We start from the raw sequence: 10,889 nt of genomic DNA, 5'->3' as shown, positions 1-10,889 counted from the left end.
ATCTTCGGACTGTCCGCCTTCGATATCGAGATCAACGGTTCCGGCGGACTGGTCGCCGAAATGGATACCGAATCCGGTGGCCGCGGTGCGCCGTACGCCCTGTTCACCTTCCTGCAGGAGTTCCCGCTACCCACTCTCATGGTGGCGCTGGCGGTCCTGATCGTGGTCATCTTCTTCACCACCTCCTCGGACTCGGCGTCACTGGTCGTCGACATGCTGTGCACGGGCGAGCAGGAGAAGAAGAGCCCGGTGCGGCAGCGCGTGTTCTGGGCGATTCTGGAGGGCGTGGTCGGGGCCACGCTGCTGGTCGCCACGGTGGGAGCCAGCGGGTTGGCGGCGCTCCAGCAGACCATCACCATCGCCGGTCTGCCCTTCCATGTGCTGACCTTCTTCATGATGTGGGCGCTGGTGCGCGCCCTGCGACGGGATGTCGATGTGGTCGAGGTGCGCCCCCGTGCACCCGCTGCCGGCCCCTCGCTACCGAAAGCGTCGGCGGACGAACCGCCTGCGGCGGAGAAGGCTTCCCCGGACCACGACTGAGGGTGGTGCCGATATCAGATCGACGTCCAGCCAGTTGCCACGGTAAAGCGCCACGCTTTACCGTGGTGGCATGGCGAAACTGAACATCAGCCTCCCGGACTCGACCGCCGAGGCCTTGCGCGCGAGCGCGCAGGGCAACGTCAGTGCCGAAATCAACCGGGCCGTCCTGCAGCGGCTCGCGGACAAGGAGATGCGGCGCATCGCCGCCCACGAGACGGCGAACCCGCCGGAGCACAGTGATGCCGACCTGCTGCGCATCGGCATGGGCCTGCCTCTGTGAGGGAGCTGCGCCAGGGCGACATCTACACCATCGCTGCCGGTGACGGCGATCTGACGGTGGTGATCGTCGATGGTCCGGCACTGCTGCGCCATCGGGATGTCGCCGTGGCGGTGCCGGTGGTCGCGGCCGGGGAAATGCCGGAGGGGCTGCGGATCTTCTCGGTGGGATGGGATGAGGGCCGGGTGCTCGCGGTGCACCGGTTCATCCCATGCGTGCGCGCTGTGCTGGAGTCCGGGACCTATGACGGAACGGTGACCCAGGAAGTGCTCGACTTCATCAAGATGGTGCTCGCCGTCAGGTTCGACCTGTAGCGATCACGTCCCTCCGCCCGGCCGAGGACATCCAGGCGCGCTACTCCAACCTGCTGACACAGCTCGCTCTGTTGACCATGCGCGATGCCTTCGCCTTCCAGCCCACCGAGCTGATCAGGGAACGTCGTTGTCGGCCGGACATCGCGGCGCAGAGAATAGGCGGTTCCGCCGCCTGAGGCGAAGTCGTGATCAGCGCTGAACGCGAAAGTCCCCGACCGGAGCCGGGGACTTTTATGTGTAACTGTAGGTTACATATACTCTGTGTCCGGAGGGGGACTTGAACCCCCACGCCCTAATACGGGCACTAGCACCTCAAGCTAGCGCGTCTGCCATTCCGCCACCCGGACCGGTGGTGCTCAGCAAGGTTATCGGATCGGACCGTATCGACCAAATCGGCCCCGAGCGGGGCGGGTGGCGCCGGTGGAGCGGTGGTCGGGAGTGGTTGCCGCCGGGTCGGATTGCGTGGCGACCGGGCGGCCCCCCGAGGCTGACGGTATTGGTGGCGAGGGGTCGCCACCATCCGTCCGGTTGACGCCGGGCGTCAGTTGTTGAGCGCCTCCAGCAGTGCGGCGCGCTGGCGCGAGCCCAGACCACCGATGCGGCGGTCGGCCGGGATCTCGGCCTCGTCCATCAGCTTGGCCGCCTTGACCGGGCCGATGCCCGGCAGCGCCTTGATGACGGCGGCGACCTTGGTCTTCTTGACCAGGTCTTCCTTATCGGCGCGCTTGAGCACCTCGGCCAGGCTGACCGAGCCCTTCTTGACCTGCGCGATGAGCTCCGAACGAGCCTTGCGAACAGCGGCGGCCTTGGCCAGCGCCTCGGAGCGTTGTTCGGGGGTCATGGTAGGCAGAGCCATATGTAGTTCCCTTTCACTCGTCGCTGGTACGTCGGCGTCGATTCAACATCACGACTGGCCGGGCGCAAGTTCGACACACCGCGCGGACCTGGGAGTCTCGTATGGGCGTGTCGGTGCGGGTGCGGCGGCCGGGGCGGGTGGGGACGGCATTTCAGGTGGGGTTGACGGGAAATCGGCGGGTCCACATGATCATCGAAAAGTGCAGGGGTAACTGATCTTTCGCTGATCACCGCCCCGACCGCGACCGGCCGTTCGGACTGCGCGGACAGGCGACCAGCCGTTTGCTGGCGACCTCTCCTGGCAAATGCGGAACATACCGGCGGGCGGTGGTACTACGGTGTGCCGGTATCGCGACGAGCACCGGTGGAAGGCGGGCGCATGAGCAGGTCGTATCCGTACGCCGAGTGGAGAAGCACGGCGCCACCCCTGGCGGACCGATACGACAGCGCCGAACCCCTGGCATGGAACGGCCGCACCGTGTACCCGGTGCACAGCGAACCGCTCGACACCGATCCGTGCATCGTCACGCTCACCCTGCGCTCGTCCGCACCGCCGGAGGGCGTGCGCAGCCTCGGCGTCGGACTGTCCGTGACCGGTGGGCACGTCGTACTGGACGGGCGGCGGCTGCCCGGCGTCGATGTCTGGAGCGACGCCATGACCGGGGGAGTCGCTCTGCGGCTGTGCCGCACCGACGGCACGGGATCGTTCTCGCTCACCCCCGTCTGGGTCGACGACACCGACACCACCGTGTCCTGGACCGGCAACTACGGCATGCTCGTCGAACGCACACCCGCCGCCACGGTGCTGCGGTGCAGCACCGGCGTCGGCGCGCCGAACTTCACCGAACTCGTCGTGGAACTGTGCACCGGCACCGCCGCCGCCCTCCCCGAACCCCGCCCGGCCGCCGACGCCAGCCGCTACCGCGACGCCCTCTACGACCTGGGCGTGGCCATGCACGGGCGCGGCGAGGAAGACCAGGCGTGCCAACTGTGGACCCAGGCCGCCGGATTCGGCCATATCGGAGCCGCCTGGGATCTCGGCGTCGTTCGCTACCGCCGCGGCGAGTACGCCGACGCCGCGCACTGGTGGCGGATGGCCGCCGACCACGGCGACGCCCGCGCCATGAGCGGACTCGCCGAAGTGCTGGAACGGATGGGCAACAGCAGCGAAGCCCGCGTCTGGCGCGCCGCCTGCGCCGCCGAATCCCCCGGCCACCGCCCCTGAACCGACACTCCGCCGCGCGCGGGGCGACGTAGCGGCCACGACGCGCCGTTCGGCCGGGGCCCCGCGACACACCGCCGCGCGGATGGTGCGGTCCTCGCACGTCGCCGCCGCTTCCCCGCGCGGCGTGCGCGCACGCGTGGGTGCGGTGCGTTTACGCTGGCGGGCGATCGCGGCGGGACCCCACCGCCGCGCGGTGAACCAGAGGAACGAACATGAAGACCACGACGACGGCCGCCGCGGCGGTCCTCGTTCTCGGCGTCGCCCTGCTCAGCGGCTGCTCCGACGTCGAGCGCGCCCTCAACAAGGGCGGCGACACCAAGTGCAGCGACTATCTCGCGCAGGACGCCGACACCCAACGCGTCACCGTCACCAAATTCATCAAGCAGCAGACCAATACCGAGAACGAGCCCACCGGCACCTCGGTCGACTTCACCATGGCCGCGGTCCAGGCCCTGTGCTCGGTGCAGGCCAATGCCGACACCCCGATCAAGAACGCCGATATCGCGGGGATCTTCTTCAACAAATGACCGGCGCGGGCACGGGTCCACCGTGCCCGGCTACGTCAGCGGGGTGAGGCGGATGACGACGCCGCCCTGTTGCCAGGTCTGGTAGATGTCGGCTTTGCAGGGGGAGCCGTCGGGGTTGTAGCCGATGCCGTTGAAGGCGGCGTTCTGCTTGTTGTCGCGGGCGACGATCTCGAACAGCTCCATGACCGACCGCTCGTCCTCGGCGACGTCGGCGATCATCGGCGTGGGGGAGCCACCCCGGGAAACCTCCACGGGGACATTGCCGCGCAGATTCTTGACCCAGGGCCGCAGATTGGTGCCCACGAGGAGTTGCCCGTCGTGACGGGTGTAGGCGATGGGGATGTCGTAGACCCTGCCGGACTTTCGGCCCTTCACATGCAGGGTGGCCAGCCGCTTGCCGACGAGTCCGGACAGCAGCGGGACCCGCAGCAGCCCGCGAACGACGCTGTTGAAGAGGTCCTGGCGTTTGCCGATCGGCCGCGGGCCGTCGGTGGTCGGCGTTCCGTAGGGGTTCTCGGACGGTGTGGTCATCGCCGCGCTCCTGTGCGAAATCGGTTCGGACGCAACCCGGTATCACGCCCACGACCGGTGTGCGCCGGTGTGCGCAGCGATTGTCGGCGCGATGGTTTTGTGATCAAGTAGGGGCACGGAGTGATCCGGTTCATCGGGGAACGGGGAATGATATGAGTGCCAGAGCCGAACTCGAGCGGGAATTGGGTGGGCCGCTGGCCTCGCTCGACGCGCTGTCGGAGGCGGAGATCGCCGATCTGCTGGAGCTGTTCAAGCAGGCGCAGCGGACCGAACAGGCCGCCATGGTGGAGGCCGTCGACAAGACCGTCAGCGCGCTGCCGTGGCCGTTGAAGACCGCGGCCAAGAAGATCATGTTCGGGAATCGGTTGGGCTGATGAGTGATCTGGTCACCCGGGCGCAGACCATCCTGCTGGCCCGGACGCTGCACGTACCCGCGGAACGACTGACCCATCTGGAGAAGCTGGGCGCACAGGGGTTGCACGAACTGCAGGAACGCATGGCGCGCGTCATCTTCGACCGGCACAATGCCACCTTCTCGCGGCTGAGCATGCTGGTACCGGTTGTCCCGCTCAGCATTTCACTGCCGCTGGTGCAGCGGCTGGTGCCGCCGGTGATGGCCGGTCGCGCGGCGGGCGCGATCGGCGTGGACCATCCGCGCAAGGCGGTCGAGGCGCTCGACATCCTCGATCCGGCCTATGCCGCCGACGGCGCGCCATACATGGACCCGCACACGGTGGGACGGCTCGCCGATGTCGCGCCGCCGCAACCGGTGGTGCGCATCGTCAACGAGATCCTGCGGCGGCGCGACTACATCACCGCCGGGCCGTTCCTCGCCTACGCCACCCCGCAGTTGATCGAAGCTGTCGAACACGGGGTGCACGACGACGAGGGGCTCATCCGGTCGGCGGCCTACTCGTATTCGGGCGAGAGCATCAGCGTCATCGTGCGGCATCTGCTGGACGGCCCGACACAGCGCATCCCCCGGCTGATCCAGACCATCGTGAGCGGGCCCGCCGAACTGCGGCTGGCGGCGCTGTCGGTGTTCGCGCGCACCGACTCCGACGTGATCGCCGCCATCGGCGACATCCTCTTCGAGGTCGGCACGCCCGAGGAGATCGCGGACCTCGTCACCACCTTCGTGGCGGCCGAGGCGGTGCCGGAGACCCTGCGGTTCATCGCCCACCTGAACCCCGCGGCGCTGGCGGTGCTGGCGGGCAATCCGATCATGCGCGACACCGCCACCGTCACGACCGTCGTCGACGTGCTGGACGGGTGCGCCGAACACGACCAGTGGCGGGGCCTGTTGGCGCTGGCCGAACACGTCGAGCCGGACACCGCCCGTCGCATCGGCACCCGACTCGGCGACTTCGACATCGCGACGCTCGCGCGGCTCCCGGCCGTCACCGGCGCGACCGAGCTGTGGCCGCCGCTGCTGCGGGTGTTGGCCGCCGCCGAGGCCAGCGCGCAGTCCCGCATCGGCGAAACCTGGTCGACGCTGCCGGAACCGGAACGCCGCGGGGTGGAGCAGCGGATCCGCGAGCACGAGCTGGACGAGGAACTCACGGCACTGACCGCCACCCTGCACCTGGTGCACTGACGACGGTGGCCGCAGCCGTGTCGGCTGTGGCCGTATCGTTTGCCGCCTGCGCGGCCGTGTCGGCCACCGCCCGGATGCGTGTGTGCGGTCTGCACCCTTTCGAGTGCGGACCGTACAGCCGCTGACACGCTCCCGGCGGGCACTTCGGCGTCGGGCGCTTCGGCGTCGGGCGCTTCGGCGTCGGGCGCTTCGGCGTCGGGCGCTTCGGGTTCAGCGCAGTTGGGTGACGGTGTGCTCGAAGGCGAGCGCACCGTGCCCGTCGGCGACCTGGCGGTCGATGAGATTGCGCAGCGGCGCGATGACATCCAAGGCCACACCGGCGTCCCGGCTGGCGCGGGCGATGGCGTCGACGGCGGCCTTCTGGAAGGCCAGGTGCTGGACGTCGGCGCGGAAGTCACCGGAGTCGATGGTGCGGCCGTACTCCGGCAGTCCGTGCGCCATGGCCGTCAGCCACGCCTGGGCGCGGTGGCCGAACTCCTCGGCGGACACGCCCGCCGAGCCGACCATGGCCGCGGCGTGGAAGAAACCGCCGAACATCGCGTACATATTCGCCAGCAGGGCGAAGTCGAACAGCGCTGCCATTCCGGCGTCGGTGCCGAAGTACTCGACGGAGCCGAACAGTTCCAAGGTCTCGCGCTGACGGTCGAACACCGCCTGCGATCCGCTGTAGAGCAGCGACGACCCCGGCTGGCCGATCATGGGCGGAATCGCCATGATGCCGCCGTCGAGGAAGTCGATGCCGTGCGCGGCCGCCCACCGCGCCAGCTCCCGCGATTCCGCTGGTGCGGTGCTGGTGAGGTTGATCAACTGCTTGCCGCGCAGTTCGGCCGCCACCGGATCGAGCTGTTCGTGCACCGAGGCATGGTCGAGCAGGACCGCGATGATCACCTCACCCGCCCGCACCGCCTCCGCGACCGACGCCGCCTCGGTCGCTCCCGCGGCCACCAGGTCGGCGGCCTTGCCCGCGCTGCGGTTCCACACCGTGGTGCTGCGCCCGCCCTTCAGCAGGGCCTCGGCCAGGACCGAGCCCATGGCGCCGAGGCCCAGAACGGTGACCGGGGGATGCTGGTTGTCCGCCATCGCGGCTCTCCTTAATAGATTCGAGTGGGGTTTGTCGGCGCGCCGGAATCCAGAGTGCTCCCGCCCGCGTTGGCCCACAAGAACGCACTATTCGGTCAGGCACCTACCACGAGGTAGGTGACGAGGTAGCGAGGGTAGGCATGGGCGAGAAGAGATTCGGACCATATTTCTGCGGTATCGACGCCGCCATGGACGTGGTCGGCGGCAAGTGGAAATCGCTCATTCTGTGGGAGCTCGCCGAGCACGGCACCCGTCGCTTCGGCGAGCTCCGCCGTGGCCTGCCCGGCGTCTCGGAGAAGATGCTCGGTCAGCAGTTGCGTGAGATGGAGGCGGACGGGCTGATCCACCGCGAGGTGTATCCGGAGATCCCGCCCCGGGTCGAATACACCCTCACCGCCGAAGGCACCGCGCTCAACATCGCACTGGCCCCGCTCGCGGACTGGGGCCGCCGCCGCATCGACCGCATCGGCGCGGAGCGCGTACCGCACCTGGCCTCCTGAGCGTGGTCGGAGGGCGGGATCGGCGGCGGTTCGCCAGCGGCATATCGCCCAGGGACCGAGCGGGCGGTTAGTGATGAATGCCAAGTCTGGGCGGTTTGGGCATTTTTGGCGACGGGCGGATCTATGATCGGGGCCGTTGCCGACGGGAACCGACCCAGACGGTCGGAGGACGGGGAAACGATGTCCGCCACAGTCGAATTCGACCGACGACGCGCGACCCGGCTCGGCCTATGACGGATTTCGTGGTACGCGCCCAACTCATCCTGCTCGCCCGCACCCTGCACGTCCCCGTGGAACGGCTCGCCCATCTCGAGAAGCTGGGCGCGCAACGCCTGCACGAACTGCAAGATCGCATCTCGCGCACGCTGTTCGAACAGCACAACCCGGTCTTCGACCGCATGAGCAAGCTGGTGCCCATCATTCCGCTGCGCATCTCCATTCCGATCGTGCAGCACGTGGTGCCGCCGGTCATGACCGGACGGGCGGCGGGCGCGGTGGGAGTGCGCTACCCGCGCAAGGCCGCCGAAGCGGTGCGGCTGCTCGAGGTGTCCTACGCCGCCGACTGCGCGCCGTATCTGGACCCGCGCACCGTCGGACAACTCGCCGACGTCGCACCGCCGGAACCGGTGGTGCGCATCGTGAACGAGATGCTGGTGCGCCGCGACTACGTCACCGCCGGACCGTTCCTCGCCTACGCCACACCGGAATTGGTGCGCGCGGTGGAGGAGGGGGTGCCCGACGACGAGGGCCTCATCCGCTCGGCCGCCTACGCGTACTCGGGTGCGGCGGTCAGCGCCGTCGTGCGGCAACTGCTGGATGGGGGCACCCGGCTGCCCGCCATGCTGGGCACGGTCGTGGACGGGTCCAAGGAACTGCGGCTGGCGGCGCTGTCGGTCTTCGCGCGCTGCGACGACGACGTGATCGCGGCCGTGGGCGACATCCTGCTCGCCTCGACGCCGCCCTCGGCCATCGCGGACCTGATCACCACCGTCGTCGCCGCCGGCGGCACGCCCGACGTGCTGCGCTTCACCGGGCAGCTGCATACGCCCGCGCTGCTGCGCTTGGCGCTCAACCCCGGAATCGGCGACGTGGCCGACCAGCTCGTCACCGCCTGCGAGGGCTGCACCGAGGTGGCACTCTGGCGGGGCATGCTGGAACTGCTGGCCCGCACCCCCGGGGAGGTGCGCCGCCACGCGGGCGCCCGGCTCTCCCAACTCGATCCGGCGACCCTGCACATGCTGCCGACCATCGCGCAGGCCGCGCGGCTGTGGCCGCCGCTGCTGTGGGTGCTGGCCGGGGCCGACGTCGACGCCCAAGCCCTGATGGCGCAACGCTGGGCCCGTGCGCCCCGACTGAATCTCGAGGTGCTGGAACGACGCATCCAGGACCAGCGCTTGGAACCATTGCTGGCCACGCTCACCGCCACGCTGCGGCTCTATCGCTGACGCGGCGGCTCACCGTGGACGCGGCCACCGCGCAGCATCCACCCCTACCGGAGTGGTAGGAAAGGGGACGTGTCCGAAACCGTCGAACCCAGCACCTCCCGCGCCGTCTCCGAAGTGGTCGATCTGGTCAGCACGCTGATCCGCTTCGACACCTCCAACACCGGCGAACTGGAAACCACCAAGGGCGAGCGTGAATGCGCGCAATGGGTGGCCGATCAGCTGCAACAGGCCGGATACGTCACCGAGTACGTGGAATCGGGTGCGCCGGGCCGCGGCAATGTGTTCGCGCGGTTGAAAGGCGCGGACTCCTCGCGCGGGGCGCTCATGATGCACGGGCACCTCGACGTGGTGCCCGCGGAGGCCGCCGACTGGAGTGTGCACCCGTTCTCCGGCGCGGTGCGCGACGGCTACGTGTGGGGCCGCGGCGCGGTCGATATGAAGGATATGGTCGGCATGATGCTGGCCATCGCCCGCCAGTTCAAGATGGCGGGCACCGTACCGCCGCGCGATATCGTGTGGGCGTTCCTCGCCGACGAGGAGAACGGCGGCAAGTGGGGGTCGCAGTGGCTGGTGCGCAACCGGCCCGACCTGTTCGACGGCGTCACCGAGGCGGTCGGCGAGGTCGGCGGCTTCTCGCTCACCGTGCCCAAGGCCGACGGCACCGACCGGCGGCTGTACCTGGTGGAGACCGCCGAAAAGGGTTTGGGCTGGATGCGTTTGCGCGCCAAGGCCCGCGCCGGACACGGCTCCTTCCTGCACGAGGACAATGCCGTCACCATCCTGGCCCAGGCGGTGGCGCGGCTCGGCACGCACACCTTCCCGCTGGTGGTATCGGATTCGGTGGCGGAATTCCTGGCCGCCGTCGCCGAGGAGTCCGGGCTCGAATTCGATCCGGCCAGCCCGGATATCGAAGGGCAGCTGGCGAAGCTGGGCACCATCTCCCGCATCATCGGCGCGACGCTGCGCGATACCGCCAACCCGACCATGCTGCGGGCGGGCTACAAGGCCAATGTGATCCCGCAGACCGCCGAGGCGGTGGTGGACTGCCGGGTGGTGCCGGGCCGACAAGCCGAATTCGAGCGCGAGGTCGACGCGCTCATCGGCCCGGATGTGGAGCGCGAATGGATCACCAAGCTCGACTCCTACGAAACGACATTCGACGGACACCTGGTGGACGCCATGAACGCCGCCATCCTCGCCCACGACCCGAACGGGCGTACCGTGCCCTATATGCTCTCCGGTGGCACCGACGCGAAAGCGTTCGCCACCTTGGGAATTCGGTGCTTCGGCTTCGCACCGCTGCAGTTGCCGCCGGAGCTGGACTTCACCGCACTGTTCCACGGTGTCGACGAACGGGTTCCGGTGGAATCCCTCGAATTCGGCACCCGCGTGCTGGAACACTTCCTGCTGCACAGCTGACTCGCGAAAGGACTCACCCGTGCCCGATTACGACTACAACCCCTACGCGCCGCTGCCCGACCTGCCGGGCTTCACCCTCACCTCCTCCGATGTGACCGACGGCCAGCCGTTCGGCAACGATCAGGTCAGCGGGGTGTTCGGCGCGGGCGGCAAGGATGTGTCGCCGCAGCTGTCGTGGAGCGGATTCCCCGCCGAGACCAAGAGTTTCGCGGTCACCGTCTTCGATCCGGACGCGCCGACCGCCTCCGGCTTCTGGCACTGGGCGGTCGCCGACATCCCGGCCGCGGTCACCTCGCTCGACAGCGGGGCGGGCAGTGAGGGCGGCACCCTGCCCGCGGGTGCGGTGCAGCTGCGCAACGACGGCGGCTTCGCCGGATTCGTGGGCGCCGCGCCGCCGCCCGGACACGGCTACCATCGGTACTTCATCGTGGTGCACGCGGTGGATGTGGAGTCGCTGGGCATCGACGGCAGCGCCAGCCCGGCCTACCTGGGGTTCAACCTGTTCTCGCACGCCATCGCGCGCGCGACCCTGGTGGCGACCTACGAGCAGAAGTGAGCGGACGCGCTCCGCGCTGAACC

Annotated in this window: 14 protein-coding genes and 1 tRNA gene; 11 read left to right on the top strand and 4 right to left on the bottom strand. The window is 68.9% G+C overall.

Annotation, left to right across the window (positions count from 1 at the left end; genetic code table 11):
• The 3 genes from QK444_RS23365 to QK444_RS23355 form a co-directional block, all read left to right on the top strand.
• Window positions 1-540, top strand: a 540-nt coding sequence (locus QK444_RS23365; protein WP_282783676.1) for a BCCT family transporter, incomplete at its 5' end; no start/stop codon positions are given.
• A 70-nt stretch (window positions 541-610) separates the two neighbouring features.
• Window positions 611-820, top strand: a complete 210-nt coding sequence (locus QK444_RS23360) for a hypothetical protein (RefSeq protein WP_282783675.1) — start codon at window positions 611-613, stop codon at window positions 818-820.
• Window positions 817-1,131: a hypothetical protein gene (locus tag QK444_RS23355; protein ID WP_282783674.1), complete on the top strand. Its 315-nt coding sequence runs from the start codon at window positions 817-819 to the stop codon at window positions 1,129-1,131. The genes QK444_RS23360 and QK444_RS23355 overlap by 4 nt, the downstream gene beginning before the upstream one ends.
• 262 nt (window positions 1,132-1,393) lie before the next feature.
• On the opposite strand, the gene QK444_RS23350 is transcribed toward QK444_RS23355, so the two are convergent.
• Together QK444_RS23350 and mihF are read right to left on the bottom strand one after the other, a co-directional pair.
• Window positions 1,394-1,478 (bottom strand) — tRNA-Leu (locus QK444_RS23350).
• Between the two features lie 194 nt (window positions 1,479-1,672).
• Window positions 1,673-1,987, bottom strand: a complete 315-nt coding sequence (gene mihF / locus QK444_RS23345; RefSeq protein ID WP_029927743.1) for an integration host factor, actinobacterial type — start codon at window positions 1,985-1,987, stop codon at window positions 1,673-1,675.
• 378 nt (window positions 1,988-2,365) lie between these two features.
• Between mihF and QK444_RS23340 the strand changes: the two genes are divergently transcribed.
• Together QK444_RS23340 and QK444_RS23335 are read left to right on the top strand one after the other, a co-directional pair.
• Entirely contained in the window at window positions 2,366-3,211 is an 846-nt protein-coding gene (locus QK444_RS23340) for a hypothetical protein (RefSeq protein WP_282783671.1), read from the top strand.
• Between the two features lie 212 nt (window positions 3,212-3,423).
• On the top strand, window positions 3,424-3,738 hold the full coding sequence (locus QK444_RS23335) for a hypothetical protein (RefSeq protein WP_282783669.1): 315 nt from the start codon (window positions 3,424-3,426) through the stop codon (window positions 3,736-3,738).
• 30 nt (window positions 3,739-3,768) lie between these two features.
• Here the strand turns inward: QK444_RS23335 and QK444_RS23330 are convergent, their stop codons facing one another.
• Window positions 3,769-4,269 carry a nitroreductase/quinone reductase family protein gene (locus tag QK444_RS23330; RefSeq protein ID WP_282783667.1) on the bottom strand — a complete coding sequence of 167 codons (501 nt, stop codon included), beginning with the start codon at window positions 4,267-4,269 and terminating at the stop codon, window positions 3,769-3,771.
• A gap of 152 nt (window positions 4,270-4,421) precedes the next feature.
• Here QK444_RS23330 and QK444_RS23325 point away from each other — a divergent pair, with 152 nt between their 5' ends.
• Together QK444_RS23325 and QK444_RS23320 are read left to right on the top strand one after the other, a co-directional pair.
• Complete coding sequence (locus tag QK444_RS23325; protein ID WP_282783666.1) at window positions 4,422-4,643, top strand: hypothetical protein; 222 nt, start codon at window positions 4,422-4,424, stop codon at window positions 4,641-4,643.
• Window positions 4,643-5,866 (top strand): hypothetical protein, encoded by a 1,224-nt coding sequence (locus tag QK444_RS23320; protein WP_282783664.1) that lies wholly within the window; start codon window positions 4,643-4,645, stop codon window positions 5,864-5,866. The genes QK444_RS23325 and QK444_RS23320 overlap by 1 nt, the downstream gene beginning before the upstream one ends.
• Window positions 5,867-6,076: 210 nt before the next feature.
• Here the strand turns inward: QK444_RS23320 and QK444_RS23315 are convergent, their stop codons facing one another.
• Window positions 6,077-6,946 carry an NAD(P)-binding domain-containing protein gene (locus QK444_RS23315; RefSeq protein ID WP_282783663.1) on the bottom strand — a complete coding sequence of 290 codons (870 nt, stop codon included), beginning with the start codon at window positions 6,944-6,946 and terminating at the stop codon, window positions 6,077-6,079.
• Window positions 6,947-7,086: 140 nt separating this feature from the next.
• Here QK444_RS23315 and QK444_RS23310 point away from each other — a divergent pair, with 140 nt between their 5' ends.
• The 4 genes from QK444_RS23310 (at window position 7,087) to QK444_RS23295 (ending at window position 10,866) form a co-directional block, all read left to right on the top strand.
• Window positions 7,087-7,446: a helix-turn-helix domain-containing protein gene (locus QK444_RS23310; protein ID WP_282783661.1), complete on the top strand. Its 360-nt coding sequence runs from the start codon at window positions 7,087-7,089 to the stop codon at window positions 7,444-7,446.
• 230 nt (window positions 7,447-7,676) lie between these two features.
• A complete protein-coding gene (locus QK444_RS23305) occupies window positions 7,677-8,891 on the top strand; it encodes a hypothetical protein (RefSeq protein ID WP_282783660.1) in 1,215 nt (404 codons plus the stop codon).
• Between the two features lie 69 nt (window positions 8,892-8,960).
• The gene (locus QK444_RS23300) at window positions 8,961-10,310 is read left to right on the top strand and encodes a M20/M25/M40 family metallo-hydrolase (RefSeq protein WP_282783658.1); all 1,350 of its coding nucleotides are present in this window, start codon (window positions 8,961-8,963) and stop codon (window positions 10,308-10,310) included.
• Between the two features lie 19 nt (window positions 10,311-10,329).
• The gene (locus tag QK444_RS23295) at window positions 10,330-10,866 is read left to right on the top strand and encodes a YbhB/YbcL family Raf kinase inhibitor-like protein (protein ID WP_282783656.1); all 537 of its coding nucleotides are present in this window, start codon (window positions 10,330-10,332) and stop codon (window positions 10,864-10,866) included.
• The last annotated feature ends 23 nt before the right edge of the window (window positions 10,867-10,889 follow it).

This window comes from Nocardia sp. CC201C (assembly GCF_030010695.1).
In the GTDB taxonomy this organism is placed as follows: Bacteria; Actinomycetota; Actinomycetes; order Mycobacteriales; family Mycobacteriaceae; genus Nocardia; species Nocardia otitidiscaviarum.
Note: the sequence above shows the minus strand (reverse complement) of the source record. Positions and strands in the feature narration are given on the sequence as shown.